The organism is Marinoscillum sp. 108 (assembly GCF_902506655.1).
Classification (GTDB): Bacteria; Bacteroidota; Bacteroidia; order Cytophagales; family Cyclobacteriaceae; genus Marinoscillum; species Marinoscillum luteum.
Genome location: NZ_LR734808.1, coordinates 1,082,608 through 1,097,038 on the forward strand (window position 1 = coordinate 1,082,608; position 14,431 = coordinate 1,097,038).

Annotated in this window: 15 protein-coding genes; 14 read left to right on the forward strand and 1 reads right to left on the reverse strand. The window is 43.8% G+C overall.

Translation table 11 applies throughout. The features are described from left to right. The first annotated feature begins 17 nt into the window (after positions 1-17). The 8 genes from GV030_RS04490 to GV030_RS04525 all read left to right on the forward strand — a co-directional run bounded on the left by GV030_RS04490 (position 18) and on the right by GV030_RS04525 (position 10,210). A complete protein-coding gene (locus GV030_RS04490) occupies positions 18-1,643 on the forward strand; it encodes a CTP synthase (RefSeq protein ID WP_159580218.1) in 1,626 nt (541 codons plus the stop codon). Positions 1,644-1,674: 31 nt separating this feature from the next. After that, on the forward strand, positions 1,675-3,504 hold the full coding sequence (gene yidC / locus GV030_RS04495) for a membrane protein insertase YidC (RefSeq protein WP_159580220.1): 1,830 nt from the start codon (positions 1,675-1,677) through the stop codon (positions 3,502-3,504). Positions 3,505-3,800: 296 nt separating this feature from the next. Then, positions 3,801-4,574, forward strand: coding sequence for a ParA family protein (locus GV030_RS04500; protein WP_159580221.1), 774 nt, complete (start codon positions 3,801-3,803; stop codon positions 4,572-4,574). Positions 4,575-4,581: 7 nt separating this feature from the next. Then, positions 4,582-5,475, forward strand: coding sequence for a ParB/RepB/Spo0J family partition protein (locus tag GV030_RS04505; protein ID WP_159580222.1), 894 nt, complete (start codon positions 4,582-4,584; stop codon positions 5,473-5,475). A gap of 25 nt (positions 5,476-5,500) precedes the next feature. Next, positions 5,501-6,061 carry a DUF5683 domain-containing protein gene (locus tag GV030_RS04510; RefSeq protein ID WP_159580223.1) on the forward strand — a complete coding sequence of 187 codons (561 nt, stop codon included), beginning with the start codon at positions 5,501-5,503 and terminating at the stop codon, positions 6,059-6,061. Then, entirely contained in the window at positions 6,061-6,783 is a 723-nt protein-coding gene (gene dapB, locus GV030_RS04515) for a 4-hydroxy-tetrahydrodipicolinate reductase (protein WP_159580224.1), read from the forward strand. Before GV030_RS04510 ends, dapB begins: the two co-directional genes overlap by 1 nt. After that, positions 6,784-8,244, forward strand: coding sequence for a signal peptidase I (gene lepB / locus GV030_RS04520; RefSeq protein ID WP_221413285.1), 1,461 nt, complete (start codon positions 6,784-6,786; stop codon positions 8,242-8,244). A 109-nt stretch (positions 8,245-8,353) separates the two neighbouring features. Continuing rightward, a complete protein-coding gene (locus GV030_RS04525; protein WP_159580225.1) occupies positions 8,354-10,210 on the forward strand; it encodes a sodium:proton antiporter in 1,857 nt (618 codons plus the stop codon). Between the two features lie 150 nt (positions 10,211-10,360). On the opposite strand, the gene GV030_RS04530 is transcribed toward GV030_RS04525, so the two are convergent. Beyond that, positions 10,361-11,023: a uracil-DNA glycosylase gene (locus GV030_RS04530; protein ID WP_159580226.1), complete on the reverse strand. Its 663-nt coding sequence runs from the start codon at positions 11,021-11,023 to the stop codon at positions 10,361-10,363. Between the two features lie 79 nt (positions 11,024-11,102). Between GV030_RS04530 and apaG the strand changes: the two genes are divergently transcribed. The 6 genes from apaG to rplI all read left to right on the forward strand — a co-directional run bounded on the left by apaG (position 11,103) and on the right by rplI (position 14,414). Beyond that, the gene (apaG, locus tag GV030_RS04535) at positions 11,103-11,489 is read left to right on the forward strand and encodes a Co2+/Mg2+ efflux protein ApaG (RefSeq protein ID WP_159580227.1); all 387 of its coding nucleotides are present in this window, start codon (positions 11,103-11,105) and stop codon (positions 11,487-11,489) included. A 4-nt stretch (positions 11,490-11,493) separates the two neighbouring features. Continuing rightward, entirely contained in the window at positions 11,494-12,261 is a 768-nt protein-coding gene (locus GV030_RS04540; RefSeq protein ID WP_159580228.1) for an O-methyltransferase, read from the forward strand. A 66-nt stretch (positions 12,262-12,327) separates the two neighbouring features. Beyond that, a complete protein-coding gene (locus tag GV030_RS04545) occupies positions 12,328-13,254 on the forward strand; it encodes a chromosome segregation protein SMC (RefSeq protein WP_159580229.1) in 927 nt (308 codons plus the stop codon). Positions 13,255-13,358: 104 nt separating this feature from the next. Continuing rightward, positions 13,359-13,718: a 30S ribosomal protein S6 gene (rpsF, locus tag GV030_RS04550; RefSeq protein ID WP_370519053.1), complete on the forward strand. Its 360-nt coding sequence runs from the start codon at positions 13,359-13,361 to the stop codon at positions 13,716-13,718. After that, entirely contained in the window at positions 13,715-13,966 is a 252-nt protein-coding gene (gene rpsR / locus GV030_RS04555) for a 30S ribosomal protein S18 (protein ID WP_159580230.1), read from the forward strand. The genes rpsF and rpsR overlap by 4 nt, the downstream gene beginning before the upstream one ends. A 7-nt stretch (positions 13,967-13,973) precedes the next feature. After that, positions 13,974-14,414 carry a 50S ribosomal protein L9 gene (gene rplI, locus GV030_RS04560; RefSeq protein WP_159580231.1) on the forward strand — a complete coding sequence of 147 codons (441 nt, stop codon included), beginning with the start codon at positions 13,974-13,976 and terminating at the stop codon, positions 14,412-14,414. Positions 14,415-14,431: the final 17 nt, after the last annotated feature.

Here is a 14,431-nt window from a genome sequence, read left to right on the forward strand (position 1 = left end):
AAGATCAAAGTAATTCAATGTCCAAGGTCAAATACATTTTCGTTACGGGAGGCGTAACTTCTTCGCTGGGAAAGGGAATCATTTCAGCATCTCTCGGCAAACTACTACAGGCAAGAGGTTACTCAGTAACCATCCAAAAATTCGACCCTTATATCAATATTGACCCTGGCACCCTCAACCCCTATGAGCATGGTGAATGCTATGTGACGGATGATGGAGCAGAAACAGATCTTGATCTTGGTCATTATGAGCGTTTTCTGAATGTCTCCACTTCTCAAAACAATAACGTCACTACCGGAAGAATATACGATAACGTAATCCAACGAGAGCGTAAAGGTGAGTTTCTTGGAAAAACAGTACAGGTGGTTCCTCACATTACCGATGAAATTAAGAATAACATCTTCAAGCTGGGTGAAACCGGCAAATATGACATCATCATTACCGAGCTGGGTGGTTGTGTAGGTGACATTGAGTCCCTCCCATTTATAGAAGCGGTGAGGCAGGTGAGATTTGAGCTGGGACCGACCAACTGCATCTCCATACATCTCACACTGGTGCCCTACCTCAAAACTGCCGGTGAGCTAAAAACCAAACCCACGCAGCACTCTGTAAAGGAACTTCTGGAAGCAGGAATCCAGCCGGACATTCTGGTGTGTCGGTCTGAGTACCCACTCACCCCTGAGATCAGAAAGAAGCTTGCCCTCTTCTGCAACGTTCCTATCAATTCTGTCATTGAGGCATTGGACGCTGAAACCATCTATGATGTACCCATCCTCATGCGGAAAGAAAAGCTGGATGAGCGTGTACTGGCCAAGTTCAAGCATTCGTACAAGAGAGAGCCAAAAATTGACCAGTGGAAAGAATTTCTGGGCAGGCTGAAGAACCCTACCAGTCAAGTGAGAATAGGTCTTATAGGCAAATACGTAGAGCTGAAAGATGCTTACAAATCCATTGCTGAAGCTTTTGTGCACTCAGGAGCTGAAAACGAGTGCAATATTGAGATCGACTGGATTCATGCTGAAGAAGTGGATGAGGCGAATGCCAAGAAATTATTCAAAAACCTCGATGGCATTTTAGTGGCTCCCGGTTTTGGTGAACGAGGGATTGAAGGCAAGATCAGCACCGTAAAATATGCGCGCGAAAACAAGGTTCCTTTTTTTGGAATTTGTCTCGGAATGCAATGTGCTGTAATAGAATTTGCCAGAAATGTACTAACACTGAAACAAGCCAATAGTACAGAAATGGATCCCAAGACCAAGCATCCGGTTATAGACCTGATGGAAGATCAGAAAAACATCAAAAACATGGGTGGAACCATGCGTTTGGGCGCCTATGATTGCAATGTAAAAAAAGGAACAAAGGCCTATAATGTCTACGGACATACCAAGATCTCCGAAAGACACCGACATAGATACGAGTTTAACAATCAATACCTGGAGCAATTTGAGAATGCCGGCATGATTGCCTCAGGAAAAAACCCGGACACCAATCTGGTGGAGATCATGGAACTGAAAGACCACCCGTGGTTCATTGGCTCACAGTATCACCCAGAGCTCAAGTCTACGGTAGCCAACCCTCATCCCCTTTTTGTGAAATTCATTAAAGCTGCCATTGCACACCGAAAAGAAAAAGAAAGCATTTAACAAACAGAACTACGAGTAGTCAAATAAATTTATGGACAGAAATCAATTAACAGGTCTGATTCTGATGTTGGTGTTTATCACCATCTATTTTCAATTTTTCGCACCTGAACCAAACCCCGAGCAAATCTCCCAACTCAACAGGAGTGATTCCTCACAAATCATAGATGACCCACAACAGTCAGCAATTGGTCAGCCCGGCACCACCGTGCTTTCAGACAGTGCCAGAGCCCGCCTGAGTGAAATGAAATTTGGTCTCTTTTCATCAGCCGCTGATGGAGAGGAAAAAATCACCACCATTGAAAATGAGAAAATGATTGTCTCTTTTTCTTCAAAAGGTGGGGTGGTCAACAAGGTCATTCTTAAAGACTTCAAAGACTTCAGAGGAGCTCCATTGGTGCTGGTAGATGATGCGCATGCCGCTCAGCACATTTATGTGGATCATTTATCCAGAAAAGTAGACCTGTCTGAATTGTACTTTACCGGAAGAGGCAGAAGTAACGTGACCAAAGCCGGAGACACCACTGTGTTGGAATACCGACTTACCCTACCTGAAGGACAGTCTGTCACTTACAAATACACCATCCCGGGTGATGGCTATGAGATAGGCATGACGGTTGTTCAAAATGGATTGGAGCCAATCATCGGGCAGCAGGTAACCTTCGCATGGAACCAGCGTGCCAATCGCCTTGAAAAAGACTTCAAAGACGCCAGAAACAGAACTACTGTAAAATATCGCTTCACGGATGGAGATGTAGACGAACTTTCGGCCACTTCTACAGAAAAAGAAGAAGAAACGCTTGATCTGGCTACCAGCTGGGTGTCTTTCCGACAAAAATTCTTTACCAGCGCCATTATTTCAGCTACTCCATTCACCAATGGTCAGGTAAGCAGTTACACGAATTTTGAGGATACTACCTCCGTAAAAAACATGGCCATGTCTATGACCCTGCCCTATGCAGACTTCATTGGCAACAACTCCACCTTTAAGTTTTACTACGGACCAAACAACTACGCCATTCTGAAGGATGTAGCTCCTGACTTTTCAGAGAACGTAGAACTTGGATGGAGCGTCCTTTCATGGATTAACAAATTTGCGATCATCCCGATCTTTCATTTCCTGGAGCAGTACATTTCTAATTACGGAGTGATCATTATCATCATGGTGATCATCCTCAGAATTGTTTTGGCCCCGCTGACCTACAAGTCGCATATGGGGATGGCCAAAATGCGGGTAATGAAGCCAGAGCTGGACGAACTCAAAGCCAAGCATGGCGATGATGCTCAGAAAGCACAACAGGAGCAGATGGCACTTTATCAAAAAGTGGGGATTAATCCATTGAGTGGCTGTATTCCTATGCTGCTACAGATGCCTATCCTTTTTGCCATGTTCTATTTCTTCCCTAACTCGATAGAGCTGAGGCAGGAAAGCTTCCTGTGGGCGACTGACCTTTCTACCTACGATAGCATTTGGGACTTGCCTTTTGATATCCCATTCTATGGTGATCACGTGAGTTTATTCACCCTACTTATGACCGCTTCAACTATCCTTTACACCTGGTCAAACAGTCAGATGACCACCGTGCAGGGTCCGATGAAGTCACTGCAGTACATCATGCCGATCATGTTCCTGTTCTTCCTGAACAGCTACTCATCTGGTCTTACTTTCTACTATTTCGTTTCCAACATTGTCTCCTTTGGGCAAATAGCACTTTTCAGGAAGTTTATCGATGAGGACAAGATCAAGAAAGTACTGGACGAGAACAGGAAAAAGAACGTGAATAAGAAGAAATCATCCTTTCAGCAAAAGCTGGAAGAAGCCATGAGAGCTAAAGATCAAAAGAAAAAACCAGGCAAGAAATAAGCCGATACGGTAACGCTTTCAGGCAAGGGAGTCACTTAACCTCATGGTTAAGTGACTCCCTTTTTTCCATTGACAGTATTTTTGTGAGCTTATCCACAATCTGGTTTCCTCCAAAAAAGTAATCAACCATTTATACACAATTGAAATGTTAATTAATTGATTACTAACCTACTAAAGCTTAACACCCGATTATAAAGACTTTTTCTTTCTGGGCGCTATCTTTAACTTGTCTTTATGTTAAATATATTTGTGCGCTTTCTCTTTTAAGAAAGCGTGTAAAAGTTTCCAATTGAACTATGGGTAAAATTATTGCGATAGCAAATCAAAAAGGAGGAGTAGGTAAAACAACCACAGCCATTAACCTGGCTGCCAGTTTGGCCGCCCTCGAGTTAAAAACCTTAATAGTAGATGCTGATCCTCAGGCAAATGCTACCTCTGGTGTGGGTAAGAACCCAAAGGAAGTAGAAATAAGTATATATGAGTGTATGGTAGATGGTGCCGATGCTGAAAAGAGCATTGTGTCTACCGATATCAAATTCCTTGATCTGCTCCCCTCCCATATTGATTTGGTTGGTGCTGAAGTAGAAATGGTCAGTGTTTCTCAGCGAGAGGGCAAAATGAAAGAAGCTTTGAGCAAAGTGAAAGAGAAGTATGACTATGTGATCATAGACTGCTCTCCCTCCCTTGGTCTCATTACAGTCAATGCCCTGACTGCCGCAGATTCAGTGATAGTACCCGTTCAGTGTGAGTATTTTGCGCTCGAAGGGCTCGGAAAGCTTCTCAATACCATCAAGATCATTCAAAACAGGCTCAATCCTGAATTGGAAATAGAAGGCATTCTGCTCACCATGTATGATCTGCGACTGAACCTGTCCAATCAGGTAGTAGAGGAAGTGAGAACACACTTCAAGAGTATGGCATTTGAGACCTTGATCCCAAGAAACATCAAATTGAGTGAATCTCCCAGCTTTGGAGTACCTGCCATTTCACATGATGCAGAAAGTAAAGGTTCTTTGGCATACCTGAACCTGGCTAGGGAAATCATGCAGCGAAACGAAGTAACGGCATAACAGGAACATGACAGATAAAAAGTGGAAAAAGAAAACCGGACTAGGTAGAGGTTTAGGTGCGTTGCTGGAAGATTCCGAAGAAAAGGAAAACATCAGCGGATCCGGTGCCACCATCAGAGGAGCAATCAGTGAAATACCTGTTGATCAGATAGAAGTCAACCCATTTCAGCCCCGTACAGATTTCAACGAAGAGGCGCTGGAAGAACTTGCCGAGTCGATTCGTGTGCAAGGCATTATTCAACCTATTACTGTTCGTGCACTCAGCGAGAATGAGTTTCAGCTGATCTCGGGAGAGCGTAGACTTCAGGCCAGTAAACGTGCAGGACTCACTGCCATTCCGGCCTATATCCGGACAGCAGATGACCAGCAGATGCTGGAAATGGCTCTGATCGAAAATATTCAGCGCGAAAACCTCAATGCCATTGAAATAGCACTGAGTTATCAGCGTTTACTCTCCGAATGCGATCTGAAGCAGGAGGAACTTGGTGACAGGGTAGGTAAAAACCGAACCACGGTCAATAACTACCTGAGATTACTCAAACTACCACCAGACATCCAGATTGCTTTGAGGGATGGGAAAATCTCTATGGGTCATGCCAGAGCCATTGTCAATATAGAGAATGTGGAGCAGCAGTTGGCCATCTTCAAGAAAGCTGTGAACGAAGGGCTTTCGGTCAGAAAAGTAGAGGAGCTGGTAAGAGACCTGAATACCGAAAAGAAAGAAACACCAAAACCCAAGGAGCAAATTAATCCTGAGATCGCTAAATTGCAGGACAAATTAACGACACACTTTGGAACAAAGATTCAGGTCAAAGCAGATAGCAATAACAAAGGAGAAATCAAGATTCCATTTATTTCAGCAGAAGAGCTGGACAGGATTCTCGAATTGCTCAATGTGTAAGGACCCTTTGAAATACTGGCTACCAATGGCATTGCTATTGGTAGCATTCAGCACCAACGCACAACGCAACCGGGCCGACTCTCTCTTTTTGAACTCAGACCTCAGTCAGATAGAAACCATCAAAACCGTTTCTGAACTCGACCCCAATAAAGCGGCCCTTTTATCGGCAGTATTGCCCGGACTGGGGCAGGCTTACAACAATCAATACTGGAAAATTCCCCTGATCTATGGTGGCGGGTTGATCATCGGCCATTATATCAATTACAACAATGTGATTTACAATGAGATGCGCAATTCACTCATTGCTGAAGTGGATTCAGATCCCTTCACTGAAAACCCATATAAAGACAGGTTTCAGGAAACCGCTCTCACCAGAAACAGGGACGCTTTTAGGCGAAACAGGGACCTGCTTATCCTGATTGGTGCGGCTTTTTATCTGCTCAACGTAGTAGACGCCCACGTATCTGCCCATTTGAACGAATTCGATGTGAATGACAACCTTTCTCTGAAAGTATCCCCATCTATTCAATCAACTCCATTATTTTCGCAAGCTTTAGGCTTTTCAATCTCACTAAGTATAAAATAATGCGCATCGCACTGATAGGATATGGTAAAATGGGCAAGTCCATTGAACAAATTGCCAGAACAAGAGGTCACCAAATCAGCTACATCATAGATCAGGACAACCACTCGGACATCCAGAAGATATCACCTGACAATACGGACATAGCCATCGAGTTCTCTCAGCCTTCCTCAGCTTTTGACAACATCACCACCCTCCTTTCCAACAAGGTAAAAACAATGGCCGGTACCACAGGCTGGCTGGATCGATACGATGAAGTGAAAGCGCTTTGTACTGAGACCAACGGTACGTTCCTGTATGCTTCCAATTATAGTGTCGGCGTGAATTTATTCTTCGAGCTCAACGAATGGCTGGCTAAGAAAATGAGCCAACTCGAAGATTTTGTGCCGGAAATGGTGGAAATACATCACACAGAGAAAAAAGATGCTCCCAGTGGAACAGCAATTACCCTGGCAGAAGGCATCCAAAAAAACGACCCTTCCGTAAAAAAATGGGTTAACGAGTCTTCTGAAGATCATCATACCCTAGGCATCATCTCCAAAAGAGAAGCCAACGTACCAGGCACTCATACGGTCACCTATCGATCACCTCTGGAAACGATCGAAATCACTCACGTAGCACATGATCGTAAAGTTTTTGCCGAAGGTGTAATAAAAGTAGCTGAGTGGGCAACTAACCAGACCGGAATCTTATCAATTAGAGGGTTTTTAAACAATCAATCATAAATGTATCTCAACGACTTTAGCCTGTCATTCACTCTGATCCTCGTTATCGGATGGTACTTACTTCAATCAATTGCTTATTACAAGTTTTTTGAAAAAGCCGGGCAACCCTCCTGGATTGGTTTTGTGCCTTTTTACAACTACTATGTGCACCTGCAAATCATCGGAAGGCCTGTATGGTGGCTGTTCCTGCTTTTTGTACCTGTAGTTAATTTCTTTATTGCACTCACTATTCACCTGGACCTACTCAAGTCCTTTGGCAGGTACTCATACAAAGACCAATCCCTTGGCGTGATCTTCGCGCCTATTTACATGGTTTACATTGCATTTAGCAGTGCCAGCTATGAGGGCAAGGCCACCGAAATGCCCAAGAGGGTGCGCACTGTCGGTCAGGAATGGTTTGAAGCAATCGTATTTGCGGTTTTTGCGGCCACTTTTATCCGATGGATTTTCATGGAAGCCTATGTGATCCCCACTCCATCTATGGAACGATCCCTTTTGGTGGGAGATTTTCTTTTCGTAAGTAAGATCAACTACGGCCCAAGAACACCGAAAACACCCCTTCAGATACCTCTCACACACGCCAAAATTTGGGGTACAGAAATTCCATCCTACATAGAAGCGATTGAACTCCCTCAGTTCAGACTCCCCTCTTTAGGGAAAGTAGAGCGTAATGACGTGGTAGTATTCAACTATCCTGTCAATGACACTTACAACAGACGTCCGGATGGTGATTTTCATCCTCTTGACTTGAAAACACACTATATCAAGCGTTGCGTGGCCATTCCTGGTGACGAAATAGAGGTTAAAACAGGCCAGGTATACATCAACGGGGAGAAAGGAACGGATCCTGAAATGATGCAACACAAATACTTTGTAGAAACAGATCAGGTGATCAGAGACCGGGTATTCAGCAACTACAATATTTGGGAATATGGCCCTGCCGTAACTCCGGAAGGCAAAAAAGGGTATGTGGTGCTTACCACAAAGTCTGAAGCTGAGCAGCTTGTACAGCTGGATTTTGTAAAATCTGCAGAACCCATGTTTATGAATAAGGAAAATGCAGAGCCGAGAATTTTTCCAAACTCCACATATTTTCCATGGAATGCAGACAATTTTGGGCCACTGACAATACCCGGGCGAGGGTTTACCATACAGGTAGATGAATACACTCTGGCCAAATATGGATCTACCATCGAGGACTACGAAGATCTGGAGGACGTTGTAATTGAGGTAGACAAACTCATCATTGGAGGCCAGGAGGTGTCAGAATATACCTTTACCAAAGATTATTACTTCATGATGGGTGACAACCGTCACAACTCAGAAGACTCCCGTTATTGGGGCTTTGTACCTGAAGACAATGTAGTGGGTGAAGCTTCGTTCATTTGGATGTCCATGGATGAAAAAGGGTCATTCCTGAGCAAGATCAGATGGAACAGACTGTTCAATGTGATAGAATAATAATGCGCTGAGGTGTTTTAATTAACAAAAGATACTGCGTAGGTTTGGCTCTTGTGTTATCTTAGGACCTCTTCTCAAGGTCTTGTGGAGAGTACCCTAAACAAATGATATGCTCGAACTAGCTAGTATTTTTGTGCTCGGTATTTTTGCTCAGTGGTTGGCCTGGAAAATCAAGCAGCCGGCTATTCTACCGTTAATATTAATTGGTTTAGCCATTGGGCCAATAGCTACTCTGTTTACAGCGGATGGCAGCAAGCTGATAGACGGGGATGCCATCTTCAGTGGTGATCTGCTTTTCTCATTCGTTTCTATCGCAGTTGGGGTGATCCTGTTCGAGGGCGGACTTACTCTTAACCTCAAAGAAATCAGGAGTCTGGCTGGCACCGTCAGAAACCTGCTCATTATAGGAGCATTGATCACCTTCATTGGAGGCGGCGTATCTGCCCATTTCATCATGGGTCTAAGCTGGCAAATGTCCTTTCTATTCGGGGCGCTCATTATCGTATCGGGCCCCACCGTGGTGATTCCTATTCTCAGAAATGTACGCCCCAATACCAACGTAAACACAGTACTCAAATGGGAAGGCATTCTGATCGATCCGCTAGGTGCATTGATCGCGGTGTTGATGTACGAATTCATTCTCTCCTCAAAGCATGGTGTTGACTATCCTATGGAAGTCTTCCAGGATTTCTTCATCACCATATCAGCCGGGATTGTATCTGGTGGACTCGGAGCGTTCTTCCTCTATTCGCTTATCAAAAACAATGCATTGCCCGGCTACCTCCAAAATGTATTCACATTGGCACTGGTCATTTTCACCTTTGCCATATCGGAGATGATTCACGCTGAAGCGGGTCTGATGGCCGCCACTGTCATGGGAATTGCTCTGGCCAATGTGAAACTCGAAGAGCTTAAAAAAATACTTTCCTTCAAAGAAGACATCAGCGTAATCCTTATTTCAGTCCTTTTCATCCTGCTCTCTTCCAGAATAGACATCATTCAGATAGAAAAATTAGGTTGGGAAAGCCTGATCCTCTTCTTGATCATCATACTGATTGTAAGACCTATCGGTGTTTTACTAAGCACTATAGGTTCTCACCTCAACTGGAGAGAGATCGTCTTCATCTCATGGATCGGCCCCAAGGGGATCGTGGCAGCGGCCGTAGCATCTCTCTTTTCTCTCGATCTGATCAAAGGTGACACCCACATTGACCCAAAAGAAGCAGAACTACTCCTGCCCCTGGTATTTCTTATTATTGTGGGAACCGTGGTGCTGCAGGGTTCTTCTGCCAAATACGTGGCTTCCCTGCTTGGTGTAAAGCGTGCAGAACCCAAGGGTATTTTGATTGTGGGTGCTAATGAATTGGCACGTAAAATTGCTCAGGTCATTAAAGACCATGGCACCTATGTACTACTGGTAGACACCTCTGCTCCGAGTATCAAAGAAGCCAAAAAAGCGGGACTGAAAACCCTGCAATCCAATATTCTCTCTGATCAAATCTTTGATGAAATTGACCTATCGAAAATAGGTAAACTGGTGGCCATGACTTCTAACTCCGGACTTAATGACCTGGCTTGCACCTGGTTTGAAAAGGAACTGGGTGAGACCAATGTTTTCAGGCTCGCAAGTAAGGAAGAAGCGGACAACACCAACCTCCCGCTGCCCAAAAATGTGCTATTCAATGCGCGGGTGGACTTTGTCACACTCGTACAGTTGATCAGAGTGAAAAATCCATTCTCTGAAATATCTTTCGAAAGTCAGTCTGAGTATGAGGGTTTCAGAAGTAAGTTCGCAACAGGGATGATTCCTTTATTTTTATCAGGAGAGGGAGACGAGTTTCAGATCATTACAGGCTACACCAGCAAAACAGATAAACTTACCTCATTGGTGTATGTAAAGAAGCCCAACTTCGATTCAGAAACCGTCCCTGATGACGATCAGGATGTGGAGTACATCCAGTCGTAGCTCAGTTATTGGATGGGAACGGGAGTTAGCAAGTACGCTATCAACCTGATCAGCATAATCATTCCAACGATAAATCCCACGAGCATCATGCATCCCGGTAGTGTGTTTTTTCTTTCCCGACGCCCCTCGAGATGATCGTAGTAACTCATATCACCAATTTATAGATTCCTTTCCATTTTTAAGCAAATAATTATTCGCTTTTGAGAACGGTTTACTACCAAAAAATCCCCGATGAGCGGAAAACGGTGAAGGGTGTGGGGATTTGATCACAAAATGCTTCTGAGAATCTATGATTTCGCCTTTCCGCTGCGCATATGCCCCCCACAAAATAAAGACCAAGCCGTCTTTTTTTTCTGAGAGTAAACGGATCACAGCGTCCGTAAACTCCTCCCAGCCTTTGTTTTGATGAGATCCCGGCTGGTGAGCCCTGACAGTCAGAGTAGCGTTCAATAACAGAATGCCCTGCTGAGCCCATCGTTCCAGGCTTCCGTGTGATGGGATTTCGTTTCCGAGATCTCCTTTCAGCTCTTTGAAAATATTGACCAGTGATGGAGGCATAGGCATCCCCTCTCGCACCGAGAAACAAAGTCCGTTGGCCTGGCCGGGACCATGATAAGGATCCTGCCCTATTATCACTACCCGGGTATCTTCCACAGGACAAAGATCAAAGGCATTAAAAATCTGCCCTCCAGGTGGATAAATGGTATGTTTTTGATACTCTTCTTTTACAAACCCGGTAAGTTCCTTGAAATAACCCTTGTCAAATTCTCCTTCTAATAATGACTTCCATGAAGGTCCTATTTTTACATTCATATGTCTATCTGAAAACTTTCTTTTGATTGATAGTAAATTAAAAGAGAAATCTTATAAATTTCTCTCCGAAAACAAAGCAATGACTACTGATACCACAAAAGGAATAAAGGTAACGGTTGATACCGAATATCAGCAGGAATACTCCAATCCCGTACAGCGTCATTATGTATTCACCTATCAGATCACGATAGAAAATCTAAGTGATAAAACCATTCAACTGCTCTCCAGGCACTGGGACATCATAGATCTTACCTTCCCCAAAAGAGAAGTAGAAGGTGAAGGAGTGGTGGGAAAACAACCCATTCTGGAGCCTGGCCAAATGCACCAATACGTTTCCGGTTGTAACCTAAAATCTGGTTTTGGGAAAATGTATGGACATTACACCATGGAGCGCCTGGTAGATGGCAAACGATTCAAAGTGAATATTCCTGAATTTGAAATGGTCGTTCCATTCAAATTGAACTGACCACTTGGCTTCCCCATTTTTTACTTTCAAAGAATATCTGAAATACAGATCTGTATCACTTAATGCCCATGATCTGCACTCCCCTTTTGTCTTTGAGCTGTACAATGAAGTCATACGAAAAAGAGCAAAAACACAAGAATCAGCACTCCGGAAGCTCCGTCAAAAAATCACCAGATCTGACCTCACCGTTGATTTTCAGGATCCAAAAACAGGAGAAGATCATCGATCCACCGTGAAAAAACTATCACGAAGAGTAGCCTCCAGCCACTCCTTTTCTTATTTCCTCTTCAAGCTGATCAACCATCAAAAGTATCATACCGTATTGGAGGCTGGCACATCCATAGGGTTGAACACCCTGTATATGTCTCAATCAGTGGCCAGTAGTGTATGGACACTGGAAGGCTCTCCCCAAATTGCCAATATCGCTAAAAGGCATTTCGAAAAGTTGGGCCTCTCCGATATTCATCAGGTCATTGGTGATGTCAGAGACACTTTTGTATCAACCCTCAGTGAATCACAGCCAGCTTTGATTTTCCTGGACGCAGATCACCGATCAGACACCATCGCATTCTACCTCGATGCCATCAGGAAACATTCACCCGGCACTCAGTGCATCATTGTTCATGATATCTATTGGTCTCAGGACATGAAAAACAGCTGGAGCGCCATCGTCAAAAATCCGGCATATCCTCTCACGATTGACATCTTCCAGGCCGGAATTATATTCCCACACCATCCCATCAAAAAGCAGCACTTTGTATTGAAGTTTTAAGGACTTCAAGAGATTATTATTTTCGGCCCTATTCGTCTATTTTTGCGTGCAAATCAAAAAACAGCGATGGAAGTACAAAACGAAAACAGCACCCCACAGAGCAATCCGAAACCAAAAGACAGAACCGCCCTATTCATCGGGTTGATTGTGGCCTTGCTAGGGGTCCTGATATTTTTATACTACACCAATGATACCCTCGAAAAAGAGAAAGAGGCCCAGGCCCTGGAGCTCAACAAAACGCTGCTGCAACTGGACAGCATCTCCAGCCAACTGGATAGCAAAATCCTGACCATCTCCCAGCTTGGAGGGGAAATAGACACACTATTGAAAATCAAGCAACAGCTGGAAACAGAAAAGAAGCAACTCCTGACTAACCAGAGCAGACAAAAAGACCTCATGGCCTCACTCAAAGATCGGGTGGATGGCTACCAGGAGCTATTATTGGCCAAGGATGTGGAAATAGAAGAATTAAAGAAGCTCAACGAAGAACTGCTCACCGAGAACGTGGAGCTGAAAACAGAAAAGCAACAGCTGAACGAATCCATTCAGGAAATCAACAAGGCCAAAGAAGAATTGGCCGATAAAGTGGCCTTTGCTTCAAGGCTCAAAGTGGAAGGCCTCAAAGTGTTTGCGGTAAGTGATGGAGGGAAAGAGCGTGAAGGCGAGTTCAGAAGCCGACAGGTGGACCAGTTAAAAATCACCTTTACTGTAGCTGATAACAAAGTGGCTCCTATAGAAGGTAAAGACCTGTTGGTGAGAATCATAGCTCCAGATGGCAATGTGCTTTTTGATGTAACGAGAGGCTCAGGGTCTTTTATATTTGAGGGTCGGGAGCTGTTCTACTCTGCCAAACAAGAGATTCTCTACGACAAAAACAGCCAGTTGGTGACTGTTTTTTATAAAAAAGGAAGCGAATACGCCACGGGCAGTTATCAAGTGGAAGTCTACACAGATGATTACCTGATGGGTAAGGGGAGCTTTTTGGTGAAATAGAAAGGCGCTCCACCGGTGACAATTCACCCCTATTCATTGCGCATTAGTATTTCTTTCCCTACTTTTGCACTTCGAAAAATTTTAGTTATCTATTTAACATTATTATGAAACGAGATTACGAGACAGTATTCATTTTAACTCCCGTTTTGTCTGAAGCTCAGATGAAGGATGCTGTCGAAAAATTCAGAGGTGTTTTGAAAGATAGCGGTGCAGAAATTGTAAATGATGAGAATTGGGGTTTGAAAAAACTTGCCTATCCTATCAATCACAAGAGCACAGGCTTCTATCACCTTTTTGAATTTAAGGCAGAAACATCCGTAATCAACAAGTTGGAGACAGAGTATAGAAGGGACGAGAAGATCATGCGATTCCTTACCACCGCTCTTGATAAGCACGCTGTGACTTACAATACGCGAAGAAGAAAAGGAGAATTCAACAAGAAAAAAGAGGAAGTAGCATCATGACACTACAGAACGAACCGATCAACAGAGAGCAGAAAAAAGACAAATACTGCCGATTCAAGAAAAGTGGCATCAAATACATCGACTACAAGAATCCTGATTTCTTGCTAGCTTTTGTAAATGAGCAGGGTAAACTTCTTCCAAGAAGAATTACCGGAACAAGTCTGAAGTACCAAAGAAAGGTTTCTCAGGCCGTGAAAAGAGCAAGACACCTTGCTTTCTTGCCATATGTTACAGACTCTTTAAAGTAATAGTGAGATGGAGATAATATTGAAAGACGACGTAAAAGGAGTAGGATACAAAAACGATATCGTGAGCGTAAAGCCAGGATACGGAAGAAACTATCTGATCCCTCAGGGTTTTGCAATCATCGCTAGCGAAAGCAACAAGAAGATGATCGCTGAGAATGTTAGACAAGCAGCTCACAAAGCTGAGAAGATAAAAAATGACGCTGAAGAAATCGCCAGCAAACTTGGAGATCTGAAATTGGAGATCAAAACCAAAGCTGGAGAAAGCGGGAAGATTTTCGGTGCAGTCACTGCCCTACAGGTAGCTGATGCATTGAAGGAAAAGGGATTTGATATTGACAGAAAGAAAATCAGTCTGGGAAGTATCAAAGAACTTGGAGAGCATACTGCTGTAATCGACCTTCACAAAGCTGTTCATCACGAAATCACTATTAGTGTAATCGCTGAATAAATACAGTCATTAGAAAA